Raw genomic sequence first — 23,492 nt, forward strand, 5'->3', positions numbered from 1 at the left:
AGAAGTCATGTCTGTTCTCGAGAAAACGCAGTCCATGTCTGCCGGCGAGCCAGCTAAGGCATTGTGGATTTCCACATTTGCCTTCACGATCTGTTTTGCCGTCTGGACGATCTTTGCCATCATAGGCATTCGCATCAAGCAGGATCTCAGCCTTAACGAGACCGAATTCGGCCTGCTGGTCGGCACCCCGGTGCTCACCGGCTCGATCGCTCGTATCCTGCTTGGCATTTGGACAGAGCGCTACGGCGGCCGCTTGGTCTACACACTCACAATGCTGGCGGCTGCGGTTGCGACCTTCCTACTCTCCTATGCAACAACTTACGCGCAAATGCTGATCGCTGGCCTGGGTGTCGGCCTTGCTGGCGGCTCCTTCGCAGTCGGCATCGCCTATGTTTCCCCGTTTTTCCCGCCGCAGAAGCAGGGAACGGCACTCGGCATCTTCGGCGCTGGCAATGTCGGCGCGGCCGTCACCAAGTTCGCCGCACCCTTCGTGCTGATTGCATGGGGATGGCAGGCTGTCGCGGAAATCTGGGCAATCGTGCTCGCAGCCATGGCGATTTTTTTCTGGTTCACCACCACCGATGATCCGGCCTTCCGCGCCCGTCGTGATCGCAAAGTTGCCTCTAAGAGCCTGTTGCAGGAATTCGCGCCGCTGAAAAACGTTCAGGTGTGGCGCTTTTCGCTCTATTATTTCTTTGCCTTCGGGGGATTCGTCGCCCTGTCGCTTTGGTTGCCGCGCTATCTCGTTGGCGTTTACGGGTTCAATCTCGAAGTTGCCGGCATGGTCGCCGCTGCCTACTCCATTCCCGGCAGCGTCTTTCGCGCCTTTGGCGGCGTCCTTTCCGACAAGAAGGGTGCGCGCAGCGTGATGTACGCCATGCTGGCGGTGTCGGCGCTCGCCACCTTGATCCTTTCATTACCCGCGGCCACCGCGACAGGCCCGACCTTTGGCATCACCCCGGCCGTCTTCATCGTCGTCATCTTCGTCCTCGGCTTCTTCATGAGCCTCGGCAAGGCGGCCGTGTTCAAGCATATTCCCGCCTACTATCCTCAGAGCATCGGCGCAGTCGGCGGCATTGTCGGCATGATGGGTGGCCTTGGAGGCTTCGTTCTGCCGATCGCCTTTGGCCTACTCAAAGACATCACCGGCCTTTGGTCCAGCTGCTTCATGCTGCTCTTTGCGGTCGTCGCGATCTCGCTCATCTGGATGCATCTCTCAATCCGGCAATTGCAGCGGAACCGCGCATCAAGCGCAGACACCAGCATTTATGCCCAATAATTCGGATCGGAGTCCCCTCATGACCCAGAAACTCGTCATCATCGGCAATGGCATGGCGCCCGGGCGCATGCTGGAACATCTTCTCGAGAAGGCGCCCGACCTCTATCAGGTCACGATCTTCAACGCTGAGCCGCGCGTCAACTACGACCGCATCATGCTCTCACCCGTCCTTTCCGGCGAAAAGGACTACGAGCAGATCATCATCCACGGTGATGGCTGGTACATCAAACACAACATCACCCTCTACAAGGGCCATAAGATCGTCGCTATCGATCGCGCAGCCAAGACGGTGACCTCGGATCATGGCGTCACCGAGAGCTACGACAAGCTTGTTATCGCCACCGGCTCCGTGCCTTTCATCATCCCGGTTCCGGGCAAGGAGCTGCGAGGGGTTATTACCTATCGCGACCTTGACGACGTGCAGGCGATGCTGCTTGCCGCCCAGTCGCGCGAAAAGGCGATCGTCATCGGTGGCGGCCTGCTCGGTCTCGAAGCCGCCGCCGGCCTTGCCTCCCGCGGCATGGATGTCACCGTTCTCCACGTCATGCCGACGCTGATGGAACGCCAGCTCGATCCCGCCGCAGGCTATCTTCTTCAGAAAGCCGTAGAGGAGCGTGGCATCAAAGTCATCACCAAGGCCAACACCAAGGCCATCATCGGCAACGGCAAGGTCGAGGGGATCGAGCTCGATGACGGTCGTATCATTCCCGCCACGCTGATCGTCATGGCCGTCGGCATTCGCCCGAATATCGGATTGGCGAAGGACGCCGGACTTGCCGTCAACCGCGGCATCGTCGTCGATGCCGGCATGGGCACGTCCGATGGCGATATCTATGCGCTCGGCGAATGCGCCGAAGTCGGCGGGCAGGTCTATGGCCTGGTAGCACCGCTCTACGAGATGGCGCGCGTTGCGGCCGCTCAGCTTGCCGGCGATACGTCCGCCGGCTTCGTGCATTCGGATACGCCGACCAAGCTCAAGGTCACCGGCATCGACCTGTTTTCCCTCGGCGACTTCGCCGATGGCGACGACCGAGAGGAGATCGTCCTGCGCGACGCCTCGGCCGGCGTCTACAAGCGGCTGGTGCTCAAGGACAACCGCATTATCGGCACTGTACTTTACGGAGAAACGGCTGACGGCGCCTGGTTCAACGACCTGAAGAAAAAGGCGACTGACATTTCCGAGATGCGCGAGACCCTGATCTTCGGTCAGGCCTATCAGGGAGGGTCGCCGCTGAACCCTATGGCGGCCGTTGCAGCCTTGCCGGATGACGCGGAAATCTGTGGCTGCAACGGCGTCTGCAAGGGCAAGATCACCTCGACCATATCAGCCAAGGGACTGACCTCGCTCGACGACGTCCGCGCCCACACCAAGGCTTCCGCCTCCTGCGGCTCCTGCACCGGCCTTGTCGAGCAGCTGATGTCGATCACGCTCGGCGATGCTTATAATCCGAAGGCGGTTCAGCCGATGTGCACCTGCACCGAGCTTGGCCATGACGATGTCCGTCGACTGATCAAGGCCAAGGGTTTGAAGACCATCCCCGCCGTCATGCAGGAGCTGGAATGGAAGACTTCCTGCGGCTGCGCCAAATGCCGGCCGGCATTAAATTATTACCTCGTCTGCGACTGGCCGGACGAATATGCCGACGACTACCAGTCGCGCTTCATCAATGAGCGCGTCCACGCCAATATCCAGAAGGACGGCACCTATTCGGTCGTGCCGCGCATGTGGGGCGGCGTCACCAATGCCGGCGAGCTGCGTGCCATTGCCGATGTCGTCGACAAGTTCGAGATCCCGATGGTGAAGGTAACCGGCGGCCAGCGCATCGACCTGCTCGGCATTCACAAGGAGGACCTGCCCGCCGTTTGGGCCGATCTCGGCAAGGCAGGCTTCATCTCTGGCCAGGCCTATGCCAAGGGTCTGCGCACGGTGAAAACCTGCGTTGGTTCGGACTGGTGCCGCTTCGGCACGCAGGATTCGACCGGCCTCGGCATCCGCATCGAGAAATTCATGTGGGGTTCGTGGACACCGGCCAAGCTCAAGCTGGCCGTGTCGGGGTGTCCGAGAAACTGCGCCGAAGCGACCTGCAAGGACATCGGTGTCATCTGCGTGGATAGTGGCTTCGAGATCCACTTCGCGGGTGCGGCCGGCCTCGACATCAAGGGCACGGAAGTGCTCGGCCTCGTCAAGACCGAGGATGAGGCGCTGGAGCATATCGTGGCGCTGACACAGATGTACCGCGAACAGGGCCGCTATCTCGAGCGTATCTACAAATGGGCAAAGCGCATCGGCCTCGACGAGATCCGCCGCCAGATCATGACGGATGTCGACAAGCGCAAGGCCTATTACGAGCGCTTCGTCTTCAGCCAGACATTCGCCCAGGTCGATCCGTGGTCCGAGCGTGTCTCGGGTAAGGACAAGCACGAATTTCGGCCGATGGCGACGGTCGGCTTCCATCAGGCGGCCGAGTGAGGAGATGGACATGAACTGGATCGAAATCGGCGACATCGCGGAGATCCCGCTGCGCGGCGCGCGCTGCGTGAAAACCCCGCAGGGCAAGATCGCCGTGTTCCGCACCGCCGAGGACCAGGTCTTCGCCATCGAGGATCATTGCCCGCACAAGGGCGGCCCGCTCAGCCAAGGGATCGTCCACGGTGCCGCCGTCACCTGTCCGCTGCACAATTGGGTGATCTCGCTCGAAACCGGGCAAGCTCTCGGCGCGGATAAGGGCGCAGTCAGGACCATTCCGGTCCGCAACGACAACGGCGCGCTCTTCATTGCGCTCGAAAGCCTGATGATGGCGGCGGAATAGGTCATGGCAGTGCGTGCGGCGATGCCCTCCTCTGTCCGTTCGAGACATCTCCCCCTTAAAGGAGGAGATCGGTTTGAGTTTGCTGCGGCCCGTTTGGAAAAGAAAAGTGTCTATCGTTCTTGTTCAGTGGGTGGAGACCAGTGGCACGGCGAGCTCCCAATTTTTCCCTTTAAGGGGGAGACGTCAGCGAAGCCACCAGAGGGGCGTGCAAGCCATCAGCGCCTAAGCATCAGGAAGATCAAGGATGTCCACTGAAACCAAGACTACGTGTCCCTACTGCGGCGTCGGCTGCGGCGTTATTGCCAAGGTCGACGATCACGGAAAGGTTTCCGTCAAGGGCGACCCCGATCATCCCGCCAACTTCGGACGACTGTGCTCCAAAGGCTCGGCACTCGCTGAAACACTGTCGATGGATGGCCGCGTCCTCTGCCCGGAAATCCACGCTCAACGTGCAAGCTGGAATGACGCGCTCGATCTCGTAGCCTCGAAATTCCGCGAAGCCGTCGATGAGCATGGGCCGGACTCGGTCGCCTTCTATGTCTCGGGTCAATGCCTGACAGAGGACTATTACGTTGCCAACAAGCTGATGAAAGGCTTCATCGGTTCGGCCAATATCGACACGAATTCGCGGCTTTGCATGGCCTCCTCCGTGGCTGGTCATCGCCGCGCCTTCGGTTCGGACACGGTGCCAGGCACTTACGAGGATCTCGAACTCGCCGATCTGATCGTCCTCGTTGGTTCGAACCTCGCATGGTGCCATCCGGTGCTCAACCAACGGATCCAAGCGGCAAAACAAAGTCGGCCTGACATGAAGATTGTCACGATAGACCCGCGACGCTCAGTCAGCGCCGATCTTGCGGACATGCACCTGATGATCAAAAGCGACGGCGATGTTGCCCTCTTCAATGGATTGCTTGCCTATCTCGCCGGATCGTCGGCTTTCGACCACGATTATGTATCGGCGCATACGATCGGCTTCCACGATGCACTGGGAGCCGCGCAAACCAGGAGCATGCCGGATATTTCGGAGGAAACAGGTCTATCGGTCGCCGAACTGCAGGCCTTTTATGGTCTGTTTGAAACGGCGGGAAAGGTGGTGACCTGCTACAGCCAGGGCGTCAACCAATCCTCCACCGGCACGGACAAGGTCAACGCGATCATCAATTGTCATCTCGCCACCGGCCGCATCGGCCGGCCCGGCATGGGTCCCTTCTCGCTGACCGGACAGCCGAACGCCATGGGCGGACGCGAAGTCGGTGGGCTCGCCAACATGCTGGCAGCGCATATGAATATCGAGGACGAAGCCGCGCGCGACCGCGTGCAGCGCTTCTGGAACTCGCCAACCATTGCGGCAAGACCTGGTCTCAAGGCGGTCGACATGTTCGAGGCCGTGGCGGACGGGCGCATCAAGGCGCTGTGGATTATGGCGACCAACCCGGTCGTTTCGATGCCGGATGCCGACCGGGTGCGTGAAGCCATCCGCAACTGCCCGTTCGTCGTCGTTTCCGATATCCAAAAGAACACCGACACCGCCGCACTCGCCCACGTGCTATTGCCAGCCGCAGGCTGGGGTGAGAAGGACGGAACCGTCACCAACTCCGAGCGGCGCATTTCCCGCCAGCGTAATTTCCTGGATCTGCCCGGCGACGTAAAGCCCGACTGGTGGCATATGGCCGAAGTTGCCAAGCGGATGGGCTTCAACGGCTTCGACTACGACAGTCCCGCCAAAATCTTCGCCGAACACGCGGCTCTTTCTGGATTCGAAAACGGTGATACGCGTGACTTCGATATAGGCGCGAAAGCCGATATCTCATCTGAAGCCTTCGAATCCATGTCACCATTCCAATGGCCGCATCGCAAAGGCATCCCCGATGGGGCCACGCGGTTCTTCGCCGATGGAGAATTCTACACACCGGACCGCAAGGCCAGGTTCATCCCGGTGAAATCCGAGCGCGATGACCGAACGGGCAAGGATACCCCCTTTATTCTCAATACCGGCCGCATCCGCGACCAGTGGCATACGATGACGCGCACCGGCAAGGCGGCGCGGCTCTCATCGCATCTCGCCGAACCTTTCGCCGAAATCAACCCCGCGGACGCCGCTGAACTCGGCATCGACAAGGCAGGGTTGGTAAGGGTGGAAAATTCCTTCGGCTCAGTCGTGTTACGAGCACTACTCACCGAGCGACAACCACGCGGCGGCGTCTTCGTTCCGATGCATTGGAACGATGAGTATTCTGCAAATGCGCGCGTGGCCGCTCTTATGGCGCCACACACTGACCCCGTCTCCGGTCAGCCTGCGCTCAAGAATATTGGTGTTAACCTGCGGCCAGCAGAAATGGCGTGCTACGGTTTTGCGGTTGTCTCCTCTCGCCCCGAGCGACTGGAAGCGCCCTATTGGGCGATCGCGAAGGCAGAGGCCGGCTGGCGCGTGGAATTCGGCTTCGACAAGGCACTTGACGATATCGAAATGTGGTGTCGCGATACGTTCGGTCTGTCTGATCGTAGCGAGCATCTCGCCTATGTCGACAACCCGACGCAACAGCAACGTCATGGCTTCTTCGACGGAGAACGGTTGTTGCTCGCCTTTTATGCCGCGCCGGAACCTGTCGCAGTATCGCGTGACTGGGCCGTCAAGCAACTCAGCACACCACTTGAGACGGTGCGGGGGCGCTTTGCGGTGCTCGCCGGTCGGCCGGGCTCAGGTCAAATGGATCCTGGCGCAACCGTCTGTTCGTGCTTCTCGGTTGGCGTCAACCAGATCATAGGCGCCATTGCGGGCGGTTGTCACACGGTCGAGGCTGTCGGCAAACAGCTCAATGCCGGAACCAATTGTGGCTCTTGCCGCATGGAAATCAAAGGGATTATCGATGGTTGCCTTCGTCAAGCCGCGGAATGACAGGCAGGAGCGTATCGCTCCGCTCGCCTCACTGCCGGTGTTCTTCGACCTCAAAGGGAAATCCGTGCTGGTCGCCGGCGGCAGTGACGGAGCGGCGTGGAAGGCCGAGCTTCTAGCCGCAGCGGGTGCAGAGGTTCATGTTTTCTGCCCTATGCGCGAGCTTTCTGAGGCATTTCGGGAAAAACTCGCCCAATTTGTACACCACGCTGCACATTGGCAGACAGCATATTTCAAGAGCTTTGCGCTGGCCGTGGGTGACTGCGAAACCGAAGAGGAGGCGCGTCGTTTCTACGATCGCGCCATTGCTTCCGGAATACCGGTCAACGTCATAGACAAGCCTGCGTTCTGTCAGTTTAAGTTCGGCTCTATCGTCAACCGCTCACCCGTGGTGATTGGCATTTCGACAGACGGCGCCGCCCCCATTCTCGGGCAAGCCATCCGCCGTCGTATAGAAACCTTGCTTCCTCAATCACTGAAATCCTGGGCTCGGCTTGCTCAAGTTCTACGCGACCGGGTTGGCGAGACTCTTCAGCCCGGCCCGCATCGGCGCAATTTCTGGGAGCGTTTCGTCGATAGAGCTTTCTCTGCCGGCGAGCCGGATGACCATGCGGTAGCCGACCTCATTGCCGACGCGGACCGAATCCGCAGCGATGTTGCCGCCACTGGCCGCGTGACGCTTGTGGGCGCCGGCCCCGGCGACGCCGAGCTGTTGACGCTAAAGGCCGTCCGCGCCCTCCAAGCCGCAGACGTGATACTGTTTGATGACCTTGTGTCCGTGGAGGTGCTGGAACTTGCCCGCCGCGAGGCCAAACGCATGCTCGTGGGCAAACGAGGCGGCCGCGAGAGCTGTAGGCAGGAGGATATCAACGCAACGATGCTGGCGTTCGCCAAAGCTGGAAAACGCGTCGTTCGCCTCAAAGCGGGTGACCCTATGATTTTCGGCCGTGCTGGCGAAGAAATTGCCCATCTCGATCGAGAGAACATTCCTGTCGACGTTATCCCCGGCATTACAGCGGCAAGCGCCATGGCCTCGTATCTTGGCCTATCACTCACCCATCGCGATCATGCCCAGTCCGTGCGCTTCATCACCGGCCATTCCCGTAATGGCGGACTGCCAGCCGATGTCGACTGGGCATCCGTCGCCGATCCGCATACGACCACCGTGTTTTACATGGGCGGCAGGACAGCACCGCTCATTGCCGATCGGCTGATCGCCGGGGGTCTTCAGCCGTCCACCCCTACCGTCATCATGGCCGACGTCAGCCGTTGCACGCAGCGGGAATGGCGCGGTTGCGTCATAAACCTCGCCGCGGGCATCGAGGAAATCGGCTACGAAAATCCCCTCCTGATTGCTGTGGGCGATGCTCTTTCTGCCCGTCAGGCCGTGGCCGCAAAGGGCGGCAGTGTTGCCGAAAATTCCGCCCAGGCCGCAGAGTCTAACTAATGCAAATTGACCTGATTTCACCGGTACTTCACACAGGCGAGGTCAATCCTCAGGAGGCTTCGGTTGTAAGCTTTTGTCAATCGACCCTTTGATTACGGAAGGCTATCCAACATGTGCAGTGGACTTTTCGAGTTGACTTGATCCAAAGTCAAGGCCAGCGGAAGCGCCCGCAGTTTCTGGATATTTCGATTTCGTCGAACCGATATTGAGATGCGAATTTGATGGACTTTAATGTTGCGTTTGCCCCATCATTCTTGCCCGCGAGAAACACTCCACTAAATGGGCTGTGATGGATGCACATAACAATGTCTCGGCGAGACCGTCGGACGCCCCCACACAAAGACCGCGCCCGGCGCAAAATCCCGCTCTCATGGCAGAAGTCGAACGTCTTTTGCAAGGCCGCACCCGAGACATCCGCCTAAAGGGCGAGCTTCTTCGTCTGTTTCAAGAGCGTTCCTGGTCTAGAACGGCCAAGATCATTCGTTCCTGGATGATTTGGGTGACACTGCTGGATGCGCTGACATTGGGCCTCAACGCTATCTTGCTGCCAACGGCGATAGCATTGTCGATGCTTGCGCCAGCTTGCATCCTCCCTCCAGCGGCTTTGGCAACTGCCTTTGTCTGGAGAAAACCGAGAGCTTTCCAGTTCCAAGGGATCGTCCTGATTATAGGCATGCTCTTTATCCTCTTGTCAGTTGCACTCGTGGGAGTAAATGCGGGAGGCGAGTTTTACGAACGACACTTAAACATCATGGTTTTCGTGGCCATTACCGCGATCATCATCTTTGCCATCCCACTAGCGTGGACGACGACAATCGCGGCAATGGCGCTTGGCCTTTATTTGGTTTTTCAAATACGCAATCCGAGTGTCGAATTGGGAAGTTCGGAAGCCGCCGCCTTGTTTTTCGCCAGCGGCATCATCGCAACAGTGGTATCCCGGCGTACCATGACGATCCTGGCCCAGAAGACATTTCTTCTCGAACTGAGGGACCAAAGCAGAGTGATGGAATTGGCTGATGCGAATGGTCGCCTCGAACTTCTTGCGAGAACCGACCCACTCACCGGCATCGCCAATAGAAGATCGATGATGGAAATGCTCAACCATCTTTGGAGTGGGGACATGGAGAGAGAGGGGGTCGCCATGCTCATGTGTGACATCGATCATTTCAAAATGCTGAATGATAGTCTCGGCCATGGCGAGGGCGATCGCTGCCTTGTAAAAGTTGCCGGTATCATTCAAAGCAGCATGCGAGGGAATCGCGACCTCGTCTCACGCTATGGCGGCGAAGAGTTTCTGATCGTGCTCCCTGGGGGGGGCGAGGAAGAAGCAGTCGCAGTCGCTGAACGAATTCGAGACGGTGTAGAAACTGCTTCTCTCCCGAATCCTGCATCGCAGGTATCGCCGTACGCCACGGTTAGCGTTGGAGTGGTGCACGTACCAGACGTTACGACTATCCTTCCTGAACAGCTCCAGAACCAGGCTGATGAGGCGCTTTATCTGGCCAAGCAATCTGGTCGAAACCGAGTGGTGCTTTATAAGGCCAGTCTACCAAACGCGTAGCCAGCGCCGCTCGTGCCCAACCGGCTAAACCGAGACATCCAGCCGGCTGAGCCCGAAATTTACTTGCCAACCATCTGCCTAGCATTCGTGGGCGTAACGGCGGTGGTATCGACAGTTACAGTTGCCGGCACCGACGACGCGCAGTCAAGCAATATCGACTTTGCCATGTCGATCGCCTCTTTCGCTCCTGTTGGATATGTGAACGTCGCAGACCAGTCTCCCTTTGCGACCGCCTCGATTCCACCTGCGGGACCTGGCAAGCCATCAGTGCCGATGATCTTCACGCTCTTTCCGGCCCCCTTTGCAGCAAGCAAGGCACCGGCTGCCATCATGTCATTGCTCGCATAGACCATCTTGATATCGGGATGTGCCTGCAGCATGGCGGCGAATGCGGTCTGCGCTTTGTCCGGCAGCCAGTCGGCCGCCTGTTCCGCTACGATCTGGATTTTCGAGTTGGCCTTCACGCCTTCTTTGAAACCGTTCAGCCTCTCAACGGCGGGTGTTGAACTGGGAAGGCCTTCGAGCACGGCAACTTCACCGCCATCCGGCAGCAGCGTCTTGCTCGTATATTCACCGGCGGTCAGCGCGATCTTGTAGTTATCGCCTCCGATGAACGCCGTGTAGTCCTTACCGGCGTCACCGTTCGTCTTGCGATCAAGTTCGATAACCGGGATACCCGCGTCCATGGCTCGCTTAACGGTAGGTGTGAGCGGCGCCGCCTCGAAAGGCGAAATCAATAGCAGGTCAACCTTTTGGGTGATGAAATTGTCAACCTGCGATGTCTGTCTGGGGGCGGCATGGCTCACCGAGCAAGCCCGCGCCGCTTTACTGGGGCTCGATCCAGACTACAATTCAACAGAGTATTGATTTCCGCGCAGGACTGAGCCGGCGGTGAGAGCAGTTAATTGCGGATATGGAGACGGCGTCATCCTGGCCGCCACTCGCTGACTTGGATAGCGCCCGCCTCCATCAGTTCGGTGCAGACGAAATGTGAAAATTCGCCGCGCCGGATTACAGCGGCACTCAGCCGGCCAGTCCGATATGCTCCAGTATCCAAAGCTATTCGGTTCGGGTAAATTTCAGGACGCAGCGACTGCGTGATCGTGTGACCGTGTATGACGACATGGTCAAAGGCTTCCACATGGTCGAGAAAGCCTGCCCTGATCCAGCGCAAATCATCCTCGCTTTGTTTTGCGAGAAGCACGCCAGGACGGATTCCAGCATGCACAAAACAGTAGTGGCCGATCTCCATGAAGGTCAGCGCATTTTCCAACAAATCGATGTGCTGGGGAAAAGTGCGGCGGATATCGGCGGCGATATTCTTGAAATCTGGGACCGGGCTGTCGGAGTATGCGCTGACGGTTGCAACCCCGCCCCAATCCATCCAGTTGGTGGCGTCTTGGTCGGTCAGCGTGCCGCGAAGCAGCTCGCGCAGATAAAAGTCGTGGTTGCCGAGAATAAGTCGAGAGCCGGGATATAGACTAAGTGTCAAGGCAACCTGATCAAGCACCTTCGGACTATGCGGACCGCGGTCAATCAAATCGCCAAGGAAGATGACAATCGGTTTGGACGCCTGCTTATGCGAGGCAGCGATGTAGCCAAGCATTGCTTCGAGGAGATCAGCACGCCCGTGGACGTCGGCAATTGCGTAAATATCTGAAGGCAGGCTGTCGGTAGAAGTCAATTTTTTTCCTGCGAGCAAAACATGATGCGGGGCGGTATTCCTGGTACTTGCTATATAGCAAAACTTAAAGCAATGACGATGCCACCAAGGCTAACCTCAGTAGTGAGAGAAATCGTCACGGCTGTGTTATTTTCCCGCCCTCTGATTTGAAGAAAGCCGCCCTTGACTCGATGTCAAATGAGAACATAATAAGAACAAATTGTTGGACCGAACGCCGGCCGCGCAATTTCATATCGACGAATCCGCAGTTGGAATTCCCCTGACATCAGGGGAATAGAAAGATGTATTGCCTCATGACAGCCGCAGCCGCTCAGAACGATGAACCGCAGCTCGGTCTGTTCGAGGGCGACGCCAACGCCACGATCGGCGCGTTGCTTGCCGAGTTGCAATTCATCCGCGGCCAGTTGGCCCTTTGCGAGGCTGGAATGAGCGTCGGCTTCACCCGCGGCTGGGTTCCGACCTTTAACAGCGAAGGAGATGGTAATGTTTGAGTATTCGAGAGAGCCCCGGCCAAGAGATGGCGTTCTCAGCATCACCCAGGACGAGGCGAAGGCACTTTACGAATTCGTTGGCCATTTGAGCCGGCACGCCTTCGACATCTTCAAAGACGATGTGCCCGGCTTTCGTGGTAAGTCGCCCGATATGCGGCGGCATCTCGACAGCATGCGCGACCTGCTGGAAAACGTGATGGACTATCCAACGTTGGACGAGGAACTTTGCTGGGATGAGCCCAAACCGCTATTGACGGATGAAGTGCAGAACCTGCTGCTGACGGAGGTCGGCAACCGATCTGGCATTCGATTTCTTCAAATCGCGGTTTACTGGATTGAAGACCGATCAAGCTTTGGCACGCTCGAGCTTGCCGTCGACGACGAGGCGGGCGAAACTTGCGGCCTCTTCCAGGTCCAAGACCTTGCCGGTAAGCAGGTCGATTGCGGTCCCGGATGGACGCCATCCGGCGCCGATTTGGACGAAACGATCCGCATCTTCATCAATGCCTTTCCGTTGCAGCAACTTGAAGCGCGCAATGAGGAGTGCATCAACGAAATGCTTGAGGCTAAGATCGCCAAAAGCGCAGCCGAAGTTCAGCTCGCCTGAGATTCTGGGGCGGCAGGCGATGCCACCCGTCTCTTTAGACATTTGTGATATTCGATTGTCAAAAAGGGCAAATCAGTCCACCTTTTGCCTATGCCCGATATCACACGACCATTCGTGAGTGATGATGATCCTGACCGGCACATCCGTTGTCAGGATGCCCTTCAGGCAGCTTTTCGGAACCTGGTCGGTGCTGCGACTGAGGCCGGATGGTCCGAGCGCGAGATCTTACTGGCGATCGCTGAGTTGGCGGACAATCAGTTGCTCTCGCTTGATGCCAATGACAACACGGACGCTCTGATCGCTCTCCTCAGACGACTGACGTAATCTGCGTTGCCGTGCGGATCAGCGGATAGATACGCGATCTCCTAGACTTGAATCGCTGTAAACATTGCCGCCGGATCAATGAAAATTCCTAGATTTCACCTTCAGCCTATCGATGTGAAGGTCCGGCACGTAGATCTCGCGCGCCTTCACGACAGCCCGCTCCCTCGCATCTGGACTACCGGGCGAACCATGGGCGAACTCATCACCACGACCGGTCGGCAGCTTGAACGCCTCGTCGTGATCGGCAAGTCCGGACAGGTCACTCGAGAGATCGAAGAGTTGCTGGGCGATCAGATGCACGACCTCCCCTTCCCTCTGGATACGGCCGTTGATCGCCATCATGCTGGATCCGAGTACGATGCGCCGACGGCGCTCGAAGAGTTTCGGCCAGACAACGATGTTTGCCGGACCGGTCTCGTCTTCGATGGTCAGGAACATCACGCCTTTTGCCGATCCCGGCATCTGACGCACCAGCACGAGCCCCGCGGTCATCAGCCAGCGGCCGTCGCGGGCCGACATCGCCTCCTCGCAGGTGACGATGTTGCGAGAGGCGAGATCCTTGCGCAGGAAGGCAACCGGATGGCTGCGCAGCGTCAGGCCTGTGTGGCTATAGTCGAGGATGACCTTGTGCCCTTCCGTCATGGGTCGCAGATCGACCTCAGGCTCTTGCTGTTCGGCGATGGTTTTCCTTTCGCGATCAGCCGCCGCAGCAAACAGCGGCAATGGCTCGTCCCGCAGCGCCTTGATCGCCCACAGCGCATCACGACGCTGCAGGCTGAGCGAGGCGAGGAAGGCATCTGCCTCGGCGAGCTGCACCAGCGATGCCGCCGGCACGCCCGATCGCCGCCAGAGATCGTCGACGCTGTCGAACGGCTGGTCGGCGCGGGCGGCAACGATGCGGGCCGCATCAGCCTCCGCGAGGCCGTGAACCATGCGCATGCCAAGACGGACTGCATGACGGTCGCTTCCCTCGGTGCTTTCCAGCGTGCAGTCCCATCGCGAGCTGTTGACGCAGACAGGGTGGATCTCGACCGCGTGCTTACGGGCATCGCCGACGATCTGGGCGGGTGCATAGAAACCCATCGGCTGCGAGTTCAACAGAGCCGCGCAGAAGGCATCGGGATGATGGCACTTCACATAGCTTGAGGCATAGGCAATCAGCGCAAAACTCGCGGCATGGCTTTCGGGGAAACCGTAGGAGCCAAAGCCTTCGAGCTGCGAAAACGTCTTTTCGGCAAACTCGCGGGTATAGCCATTGCGCTCCATGCCGGAGACGAGCTTGTCCTTGAACTTCGAGACACCGCCGGTGAACTTGAAGGTCGCCATCGATTTGCGCAGCTGGTCAGCCTCGCCACCGGTAAAGCCGGCACAGACCATCGCGACCTTCATGGCGCTTTCCTGGAATAGCGGCACGCCGAGCGTCTTGCCAAGCACGGCCTCCAGTTCCGGGGTGGGATAGACGACCTCCTCCTTGCCTTCCCGTCGGCGCAGATAAGGATGGACCATATCGCCCTGGATCGGACCGGGGCGGACGATCGCCACCTGGATGACCAGATCATAGAAGGTCCGCGGCTTCATGCGCGGCAACATCGCCATCTGCGCGCGGCTTTCGATCTGAAACGTTCCGAGCGTGTCGGCCTTGCGGATCATTGCATAGGTCGTCTGATCCTCCTGCTCGATGTTGGCAAGGTCGATCGGTAAGCCCTTATGCGCCTCGATCAGCCTGAAGGCTTTGCTCATGCAGGTGAGCATGCCGAGCGCCAGCACGTCGACCTTCATGAACTTCAGTGCCTCGACATCATCCTTGTCCCATTCGATCACCTGGCGGTCGGCCATGCTCGCCGGCTCGATCGGCACCAGATCGTCAAGCCTATCATGGGTGAGGACAAACCCGCCGGGATGCTGGCCGAGATGGCGGGGGGCGCCCATCAGCTGTTGCGCCAGCTTCAGGGTCAGGGCAAGCCTGCGGTCGTCCGGATTGAGGTTCAGGTCGCGCAAGCCACGCTCGCTCACCAGCTCGTCGGACCATGACCACATGCCAGACGACAGTGCCTTGATCACGTCCTCCGGCAGGCCGAGCGCCTTGCCGACATCGCGGATCGCTCCCTTGGCGCGGTAGCGCGTGACGGTGGCGCAAAGTGCTGCCTTCTGATGCGTGTAGGTCCTGTAGATCCATTGAATGACCTCTTCGCGCCGCTCGTGCTCGAAATCGACATCGATGTCAGGCGGCTCGTCGCGCTCCTGGGAGACAAAGCGCTCAAACAGCAGATTGTTGGTGTCGGGATCGATGGAGGTGATGCCGAGAATATAGCAGACGGCGGAATTGGCAGCCGAGCCCCGCCCCTGGCACAGGATGCCCTGCGAGCGGGCAAAGCGGACGATCGAAAACACCGTCAGGAAGTAGGGGGCGTATTTCATGGCGCGGATGAGATTGAGCTCGTGGCGGACAACCTTCAACACCTTCTGCGGCAGGCCTTCGGGATAGCGGTGGGGCATGAATTCGCGCACATAGTGCTCGAGCGATTCCTGCGCCGTCTTGCCGGGGACAATCGCTTCCTCCGGATACTGGTAGGTGAGCTCCTCGAGTGAGAAGCGACAGCGCGCAACGACCTCCATGGTCCGGGCAAGCGCTTCGGGATAGCGCGGAAACAGCCGCTCCATCTCCTCCGGTGGTTTTAGATAGCGATCGGCATGGCGCTCGCGCTCGAAACCGACATCGTCGATGGTGGTGCCGGTGCGGATACAGGTGACGACATCCTGGAGCTGGCGGCGTGACGGTTCGTGGAAGAGGACATCATTGGTGACGACGGTCTTCACCTTGAACCGCGTGGCCATGTTGGAGAGCTCATGCAGACGCAGCTGATCGTTGGGGCGCCGGCGCAGGCAAAGGGCAAGGTAAGCCCGGTCGCCGAAGATGTCTCCCATCTTCCTGAGCTGCACGGCACAGGTCTCATCGGGAAGATCCGGCACCAGGATGCCGATCAGCCCCTCGGCATAGAGGGCGACATCGTCGAGAGAGAGGATGCACTTGGCCTTGCCGCCCCTGCCCTTGCCAAGGGTGAGCAACCGCGTCAGACGGGAATAAGCGGCCCGATCCGTTGGATAGACCAGCATCGACATGCCATCCTCAAGGTCGAGCCGGCAACCGACCACCAGACGCAGGCCGGTGGCGCGAGATGCCTCCAGCGCCCGGACAATGCCGGCAAGCGAGTTGCGATCGGTAATCCCGAGCGCCGCGATCCCGAGCTCTTTTGCGGTCGCAAACAGGTCTGCGGCCGAGGAGGCGCCGCGCAGGAAGGAAAAGTGGGTGGTGACCTGCAGCTCGGCATAGCTCATGAGAAGATCCCATGCAGGAACCAGCGGTGCGAGCCGGTGGCGGTATCGACACCATCGCCCGAGCGGAAGATCCAGAGGCGCTTGCCGGCCTCGTCCTCGATGACGAAATAGTCGCGCACCGCCTCATATTCCGAGCTTCTCGTCCACCACTCGCCAAAGATCCGCTCGGGTCCGTCGGCTCGCTTCACCCGCAGGCGCTTGCCGCGCCAGGTGATCGACACAGGCGGATGGTCGGGCAAAAGTGCGATGACCTCGATCGGTTCGGGTTGGGCCAGTAACCGCACCGGCCTTGGCCAGTGCAAGGTCCAGCATGCCGAAACCTCTCCTGACAATGCACCCATCAGCCGGACGCTGCGTTCGGGCACATCGCTGGCAACGGGGCCAAGACGATAGACACGCTGACCGCGATTGCCGATGACGTCGATCAAGGGTGCGATATCGACAGTTTCCTCCTCGATCAGCGAGGATGCTTTCTGTGCTTCCGCCAGCGGCTCGGTCATCACGGCGACGAGTGACAGCTTCTCGATACCGAAACCCGGTTCGATCTTCTCGATCCGGTCCCTGAAGAGCTTTGTCAGCCAGGCGACGTCGCGGGCGGCCCTTGCCGTGCCGGCGCGGATCGCCTGGAGCGTGTTGTCGACCTTGTGGACGATCAGATCGATGCGGCGCGCGCCCAGTCCGCGCTTCTGCAGCTCGAGACAGAGCTGCGCGACCAGCCGGGTCATGTATTTCTCGATGGTTTCGGGCGCGCCGATCGGCTCGGCAAAGGTGCGGCTGACTTCGATGAGCTCCGCCGGTCGGATCGGATCGATCGGTTCCGGCATGCGGCCATAGAGTTGATCGAGACGGCGACCGATCTCCGGGCCGAAGCGAAGCGCAAGCGGGGCGCGGGGCGTGGCTGCAAGCTCCCCGATCCTCTGGAAACCGAGGGTTCGCAGGCTCGTGACGATCTCGGGCACTAGCCGAAGAAACGAGAGCGGCAGCCGCTCGACGAACCGCGCGATCTCACCGTGCGGCACGATGACGGTATCATGGCTTCCTGCTCGCGCCACGGCATGCGCGGCACCCCAACTGTCGGCGACAACAACGCGCGCCGTCAGTCCCCTTGCATGAAACCGGTTGACGATGCCGGACAGCATCAGCGCCTCTCCACCCTGGAGATGATCGGCGCCTTCGGTATCCATGACGATGCCATCGGGCGCATCCATGGCAACGATTGGAGAATAATGCGTGAGGGCCCAGAGCGTGATGCGCTCAAGGGCTGCCGTATCGGCAGCAGGATCCGCATCGATCATCTGCAGGCCGCGCACGATCGCCTGCGCCTTGGCGGCCGGCATTCCCACGCGGATACCGGCTTCCCGGGCTTTTATGTCGGCCGCAGAGATCCAGCGCTTGGAGCCACTCCTGGCGACCACGACAAGCGGATGATCAAGCGACAGTTCTTTTGCGCCATCCGTCCGCCTGATCCGCTCGATCGTCAGTTCCGGCAGATAGATGGATACGACCCGTGGCATCGCACGCTCCTACGACAAACTCAGCGCACTCACCCGCCTTTACTCTGAGCAGCTCCAGCAGCCATCGCGACCGCCCGATGCCTGGAACCGGAAGTTCTTCCGATGGCAGCACGCTCACCCGCCACCGCGTCGTCGATGCCGTCGGTTGCCCGAAATCCGACGCCTCCGTCTGGCGTCGCCAGCGCCTGACCACCAGGCACATCGTCCCGGTTTTTTCGGCGGTAAGCTGCAGGCGTCTCGATGCTGTCATCGGAAGGCGGACCAGTTCGCCGACGACGGCGCCAAGGCCGCCATAGCCAAGCCCCTCCTCCATGCTGGCGAGCACGTCCTGCTCCTTGTCGGCCTCGACGAACACCACCCGATCGGGATGAAGGCCGGATTGGGCGAGTGCCGGAAAGAACAGGTCCGGGCGCGTCAGGCACCAGAGGATCTGGCCCTTGGTCCTTGCCGCGATCCCGGCCACGCAAAGGGCGGCTGCCGCGCCATCGACGGTCCCCGCCCCACCACCGGCAAACTCATGCAAGGCGCCATAGGCCAGACCCCCACCCGGCAACACGGCATCGATCTCCGGCACGCCGAAGGCAAGACAGCCACGACTTCTCGCAGCACCACCCTCAAGCGCAGCGATGCGGTCGCGCAGATCCAAAATCACCCTTTCGCGGGCAGCAGTCGTCATTCACGGGTCCCTATGAGGTCGTGTTGGGCATCGATGTGATCCGGCTCAATGCATATGTTCACTATCTGTTCTGTTTCGACCCATGAGTCAAGCGGCCAAAAATGGGAGAGATATCCCCCTATTTTAGTGGGGTTCGGGATTTGCATGGGGAATCATGGAGATGGCCGCTAAGTGCCACTCGCCCGCAAATGCGAAAAATTCGAGAGCAATGAGCCGGCTAGCTGCAGTTGGCATCTTCCGAACGCATCGGTTACGATATCAGCACCCTTCACGGAGACGGCCTGCCGATGTGCAATCTGTACCGCATGGAAGACAAGGACTGGGTGAACAAGTGGGCCCAGGACGCCGAGAGCATGATCAATCTCATGCCGGCCTATCAGATGAACCCTGACCAGATGGGGCCGATCATCCGAAACACTGCCGAGGGCAAGAAGCAGCTGGTGCATGCCCGCTGGGGCCTTCCCTCGCCGAGGTTCGTCCTTGAAAAGGCAGCCCAAGCCAAGGCCGAAAAACTGCGGGCGAAGGGCGCGGAGGTAGACTTCGATGCTCTGTTACGCGATCAGGCAGATCGCGGCCTCACCAATGTCCGCAATTTCAAGCTTCCGCACTGGAAACGCTGGTTCGGGGTCGAGAACCGGTGCCTGGTGCCGGTCACCAGCTTTGCCGAACCGGATCCGGCAAGCCAGCAGGATGGCGGCAATGTTCCGAATGCATGGTTTGCCCGCGACGACAGCAAGCCCCTGATGTTTTTTGCCGGCATCCATGTTCCGCAATGGACATCGGTGCGCAAGGTCAAGGATGGGCTGACGACTGACGATCTCTATGGCTTCCTGACCACCGATCCCAACAATCTCGTGAAGCCAATCCACGACAAGGCAATGCCGGTGCTGCTGCTGACGAAGGAAGAGACCGACATTTGGATGACCGCACCGTGGGATGAGGCGAAGGATCTTGCTCGTCCGTTACCCGATGATGCGCTGATCGTTGCATCGCGCGAGAAATATGGGTCGAACATTGTGACGAAGGAAGGCGAATTAGTCAGCCCATCAGACTTGCTGTAGCGTGCGGTCTGTCGACAGCTCAATGCAGCGAATCCGATCTCATCGATCGACTGTTGGAGGATACTGGTTCATGAACTTGGCTTTGATTGTCAATTGACTTGCGGAATAGGCGACCAACAGAGAACAGGCGCGCAGGACCGTTCAGACGAGCCCAATGGTATTTTCCTTCGTGAGTGATGCTCTCGGCTCCCTTGCAGGAAGGCGAAACGGTGGCTAATTTGCGAATCCATGGTGATGCGAGGGAGGGGCAACGGTGGCCTACGATTGGAGTGGCGTCAGAACGCGACGGGTCAAAGCGCTTAAAATTGTGTTTTCTGCGACAATTACGTTGGCAGCTCTGGCCATGCCATCAATGATCCTACTTAGCCACCTTCACTAGCGGCAGCGTCGATTTCCACGCAACGGCACATTCCGCACTCCGCGTGCAAACAAAGCGCGTGTCGACTTGCTGGAGGTCGAAAAATCTCCGGTCCCGCCGTATTGGAGTTGCTATATCGTGGCATCTGGGCGAGACGGATGATATGAGGCAAGCCTTCACCATGCTGACGATGGCGCCGGTTCCGGACATTGTATCCTCTCACGATCGGCCAATCGCCATCCTCGAACGGGACGCCTGCGCCGACTGATGCGCTTTCTCTTCCCTTATAGCCATGCTTTCCCCAATGGGCGCGTTACGGTCGATGACGACGGCGCAACCCAGCCGGTATGTCTCGTCGAGTTCTCCGATGGAACGACGGTGCTCTCGACGTGGCACCGGGAGAAAGAGAACATTGATCTCGACATCCCGGACTATCGCACCGCGAAAGGCACGCGCGTGAGCGCCAGGCGGTGGCGATTGGTGCGTGACTTGGATGGGATCTGGCTAACGAAGCGCAGGACATGACCGCCCCGCAAGCCGATCGGGAACAAAATATGCGTTGGACACTTCTCACTTGCGAGGTCGCGTGTCGTGTCAACCGGACGTGACAGGGATGACGAACGTGAGGATTTTTCCGGTTTCTCCTTGCGGCTAACGAAACGGCAGTCGAGCGTCCCACCTGTCCGGCCCGTGCCTCAGCCCCGTCGTCATTCGACGCGGGAGGCGGACGTGTATCGGGGACTGCCATGGCCAGCGACAAGCTCTCGACCTACAAGCAAAAGCGCGATTTCAAGAAGACGAAGGAGCCGAGCGGCCGGGAGACCTTGAAAGCGTCGAACCGCCGCCGCTTCGTCATCCAGAAACATGACGCGACGCGATTGCATTACGATCTTCGTCTGGAGCTTGATGGGGTGTTCAAATCCTGGGCGGTTACCAAGGGACCATCGCTTGATCCGCATGACAAGCGGCTCGCAGTCGAAGTAGAGGATCACCCGCTCGACTACGGCGATTTCGAAGGGACAATCCCGAAAGGCCAATATGGCGGTGGCACGGTCATGCTCTGGGACCGCGGCTACTGGGAGCCGGAGGGCAACAAAAGCCCCGAGCAGGCTCTCGCCAAGGGCGACTTCAAGTTCACACTGGAGGGCGAACGGCTGCACGGATCGTTCGTTCTCGTGCGCATGCGCAGTGATCGGGACGGTGGCAAACGCACCAACTGGCTGCTGATCAAGCATCACGATGACTTCTCGGTCGAGGAAAACGGCGCATCCATTTTGGAAAAGAACGTGACCTCTGTCGCCTCCGGCCGAACGATGGAAGCGATCGCGGCCGGCAAGGGCAAAAAGCCGAAACCGTTTATGATTGAGAGTGGCGAAGTCCAAGCGGACGCGGTCTGGGATAGCACCCAAGGTCTTGCAGCAGAAGAACGCAAAGCCGAAATTAAAACCAAGAAGAAGCCGGCGCCGACCAAGGCAGCAAAGTCCGCCATGCCCGACTTTATCGCGCCGCAGCTGTGCGAAACGCGCGAGCGTCCGCCCACGGCCGATGGCTGGATCCACGAGATCAAGTTCGATGGCTACCGCGTCCAGATGCGTATCGAAAACGGCGAGGTGACGCTGAAGACGCGCAAGGGCCTCGACTGGACCGACAAATATCCGGCCATTGATGCTTCGGCCGCAAATCTGCCCGATGCCATTATCGATGGCGAGATCTGCGCTCTTGATGAACACGGTGCACCGGACTTCGCCGCGCTCCAGGCAGCGCTGTCAGAAGGAAAAACCAACGCCCTGGTCTACTTCGCGTTCGACCTGCTGTTCGACGGCGATGAGGATCTCCGTCAACTTCCGCTCACCGAGCGGAAGGAACGGCTGCAGAAGTTGCTTGATGACGCCGGCGACGATCCACGCCTGCGGTTCGTCGAGCATTTCGAGACCGGTGGCGATGCGGTTCTCAGGTCTGCCTGCAAGCTTTCCCTTGAAGGCATCGTCTCGAAGCAGGCTGATGCTCCCTATCAATCCGGCCGCACCGAAACCTGGGCCAAGTCCAAATGCCGGGCCGGCCACGAAGTGGTGATCGGTGCCTACGCCAGGACGAATGGCAAATTCCGCTCGCTGTTGGTCGGCGTCAACCGCGGCGACCACTTCGCCTATGTCGGCCGGGTCGGAACAGGCTATGGTGCAAAGGTCGTCGACACGATTTTGCCGAGGCTCCAGGAACTGGAAACCAGCAAATCACCGTTCACAGGCATCGGCGCGCCGAAGAAGGATCCTGACATCGTCTGGCTGAAGCCGGAGCTGGTCGCGGAGATCCAGTTCGCGGGTTGGACAGCCGATGGCCTGGTTCGGCAAGCGGCCTTCAAAGGCTTGCGCGAAGATAAGCCTGCCAACGAGGTCGTCGCCGAAAAACCTGCCTCGCCTGTTGAAGCGGACGTGCCAGATCCGGAGGCTGACGCCAAAGCGCTGACGAAGTCGTTCCGAAAGGGCGGCAAGGCAAATGTGATGGGCGTATTGATCTCTAATCCGGAGAAGCCGCTTTGGCCGGATGCCGGCGACGACAAGCCGGTGACCAAGGTCCATCTCGCGCAATATTACGAAGCCGTTGGCCCTTGGCTGATCGATCATCTCAAGGGACGGCCGTGTTCGATCATCCGAACCCCCGATGGTATCGGCGGCGAGCAGTTCTTCCAGCGCCACGCGATGCCAGGCACCTCGAACCTGCTCGAATTGGTGACCGTGTTCGGAGACAAGAAGCCCTACCTGCAGATTGATCGCGTCGAAGGTCTCGCGGCGATCGCCCAGATCGGCGGCGTAGAGCTTCATCCCTGGAATTGCGAACCGAAGCTGCCCGAAGTTCCGGGTCGCTTGGTCTTCGATCTCGATCCGGGTCCGGACGTCCCCTTCTCCGCCGTCGTCGAAGCCGCCCGCGAGATGCGTGATCGGCTGGAAGAACTTGGGCTCGTCAGCTTCTGCAAGACCACGGGCGGCAAAGGGCTGCATGTGGTGACGCCGCTAGCGGTAACGAAGGGCAAGAAACTCGCATGGCCGGAGGCAAAAGGTTTTGCGCATGACGTGTGCCTGCAGATGGCGCGTGAAAACCCCGAGCTCTATCTGATCAAGATGGCCAAGAAGCAGCGCAACGGCCGCATCTTTCTGGACTACCTGCGCAACGATCGGATGGCGACGGCGGTCGCGCCGCTGTCGCCGCGCGCCCGATCGGGCGCCACGGTGTCGATGCCGCTGACCTGGAGCCAGGTGAAGGCGGATCTCGATCCGAAGCGCTTTACCATTCGCACTGTGCCAGCGCTACTGGCGAAGACAAGCGCCTGGCAGGATTATTGCGATGGGCAGCGATCGCTCGAACAGGCGATCAAGCGGCTTGCCAAGGCGCGGAAGCAGGCTGCCTGAGTGATCGGCGCCGCAATACGACTGAACCTGAATTGGCAATTCGG

The 23,492-nt window shown here is 59.5% G+C and carries 15 protein-coding genes and 1 pseudogene; 11 read left to right on the forward strand and 5 right to left on the reverse strand.

Annotation, left to right across the window (positions count from 1 at the left end; translation table 11 throughout):
• Positions 1–7: 7 nt before the first annotated feature.
• The 6 genes from AB8B29_RS35770 to AB8B29_RS35795 all read left to right on the forward strand — a co-directional run bounded on the left by AB8B29_RS35770 (position 8) and on the right by AB8B29_RS35795 (position 9,993).
• Positions 8–1,279 carry an MFS transporter gene (locus AB8B29_RS35770; RefSeq protein ID WP_439007249.1) on the forward strand — a complete coding sequence of 424 codons (1,272 nt, stop codon included), beginning with the start codon at positions 8–10 and terminating at the stop codon, positions 1,277–1,279.
• Positions 1,280–1,298: 19 nt separating this feature from the next.
• Positions 1,299–3,749: a nitrite reductase large subunit NirB gene (gene nirB / locus AB8B29_RS35775; protein ID WP_439007250.1), complete on the forward strand. Its 2,451-nt coding sequence runs from the start codon at positions 1,299–1,301 to the stop codon at positions 3,747–3,749.
• A 4-nt stretch (positions 3,750–3,753) separates the two neighbouring features.
• Positions 3,754–4,089 carry a nitrite reductase small subunit NirD gene (nirD, locus tag AB8B29_RS35780; RefSeq protein ID WP_439007251.1) on the forward strand — a complete coding sequence of 112 codons (336 nt, stop codon included), beginning with the start codon at positions 3,754–3,756 and terminating at the stop codon, positions 4,087–4,089.
• Between the two features lie 244 nt (positions 4,090–4,333).
• The gene (locus AB8B29_RS35785) at positions 4,334–6,988 is read left to right on the forward strand and encodes a nitrate reductase (RefSeq protein ID WP_439007252.1); all 2,655 of its coding nucleotides are present in this window, start codon (positions 4,334–4,336) and stop codon (positions 6,986–6,988) included.
• On the forward strand, positions 6,960–8,432 hold the full coding sequence (cysG, locus tag AB8B29_RS35790; protein WP_439007253.1) for a siroheme synthase CysG: 1,473 nt from the start codon (positions 6,960–6,962) through the stop codon (positions 8,430–8,432). The genes AB8B29_RS35785 and cysG overlap by 29 nt, the downstream gene beginning before the upstream one ends.
• A 370-nt stretch (positions 8,433–8,802) precedes the next feature.
• The gene (locus tag AB8B29_RS35795) at positions 8,803–9,993 is read left to right on the forward strand and encodes a diguanylate cyclase (protein ID WP_439007254.1); all 1,191 of its coding nucleotides are present in this window, start codon (positions 8,803–8,805) and stop codon (positions 9,991–9,993) included.
• Positions 9,994–10,052: 59 nt separating this feature from the next.
• Here AB8B29_RS35795 and AB8B29_RS35800 read toward each other — a convergent pair.
• Positions 10,053–10,778: pseudogene (locus tag AB8B29_RS35800) on the reverse strand (substrate-binding domain-containing protein); the annotation flags it as partial.
• A 140-nt stretch (positions 10,779–10,918) separates the two neighbouring features.
• The gene (locus tag AB8B29_RS35805; protein ID WP_439007255.1) at positions 10,919–11,677 is read right to left on the reverse strand and encodes a metallophosphoesterase; all 759 of its coding nucleotides are present in this window, start codon (positions 11,675–11,677) and stop codon (positions 10,919–10,921) included.
• Between the two features lie 293 nt (positions 11,678–11,970).
• Between AB8B29_RS35805 and AB8B29_RS35810 the strand changes: the two genes are divergently transcribed.
• On the forward strand, positions 11,971–12,168 hold the full coding sequence (locus AB8B29_RS35810; RefSeq protein WP_439007256.1) for a hypothetical protein: 198 nt from the start codon (positions 11,971–11,973) through the stop codon (positions 12,166–12,168).
• Positions 12,161–12,775: a hypothetical protein gene (locus AB8B29_RS35815; RefSeq protein WP_439007257.1), complete on the forward strand. Its 615-nt coding sequence runs from the start codon at positions 12,161–12,163 to the stop codon at positions 12,773–12,775. The genes AB8B29_RS35810 and AB8B29_RS35815 overlap by 8 nt, the downstream gene beginning before the upstream one ends.
• A 399-nt stretch (positions 12,776–13,174) precedes the next feature.
• Here the strand turns inward: AB8B29_RS35815 and AB8B29_RS35820 are convergent, their stop codons facing one another.
• From AB8B29_RS35820 to AB8B29_RS35830, 3 genes are read right to left on the reverse strand one after another with little or no spacing between them, the layout of a single operon-like run.
• Positions 13,175–16,435 (reverse strand): error-prone DNA polymerase, encoded by a 3,261-nt coding sequence (locus AB8B29_RS35820; protein ID WP_439007258.1) that lies wholly within the window; start codon positions 16,433–16,435, stop codon positions 13,175–13,177.
• On the reverse strand, positions 16,432–17,949 hold the full coding sequence (locus AB8B29_RS35825) for a Y-family DNA polymerase (protein ID WP_439007259.1): 1,518 nt from the start codon (positions 17,947–17,949) through the stop codon (positions 16,432–16,434). Before AB8B29_RS35825 ends, AB8B29_RS35820 begins: the two co-directional genes overlap by 4 nt.
• Positions 17,864–18,625, reverse strand: coding sequence for an ImuA family protein (locus tag AB8B29_RS35830; protein ID WP_439007260.1), 762 nt, complete (start codon positions 18,623–18,625; stop codon positions 17,864–17,866). The genes AB8B29_RS35825 and AB8B29_RS35830 overlap by 86 nt, the downstream gene beginning before the upstream one ends.
• A gap of 287 nt (positions 18,626–18,912) precedes the next feature.
• On the opposite strand from AB8B29_RS35830, the gene AB8B29_RS35835 reads away from it, so the two are divergent.
• From AB8B29_RS35835 to ligD, 3 genes are all read left to right on the forward strand, one after another.
• On the forward strand, positions 18,913–19,686 hold the full coding sequence (locus AB8B29_RS35835; RefSeq protein ID WP_439007322.1) for an SOS response-associated peptidase: 774 nt from the start codon (positions 18,913–18,915) through the stop codon (positions 19,684–19,686).
• 625 nt (positions 19,687–20,311) lie between these two features.
• Positions 20,312–20,569: a hypothetical protein gene (locus AB8B29_RS35840; protein ID WP_439007261.1), complete on the forward strand. Its 258-nt coding sequence runs from the start codon at positions 20,312–20,314 to the stop codon at positions 20,567–20,569.
• 221 nt (positions 20,570–20,790) lie between these two features.
• The gene (gene ligD, locus AB8B29_RS35845; protein ID WP_439007262.1) at positions 20,791–23,448 is read left to right on the forward strand and encodes a DNA ligase D; all 2,658 of its coding nucleotides are present in this window, start codon (positions 20,791–20,793) and stop codon (positions 23,446–23,448) included.
• Positions 23,449–23,492: the final 44 nt, after the last annotated feature.

Source organism: Rhizobium sp. 11_C7_N12_5 (genome assembly GCF_051811145.1).
Classification (GTDB): Bacteria; Pseudomonadota; Alphaproteobacteria; order Rhizobiales; family Rhizobiaceae; genus Rhizobium; species Rhizobium lusitanum.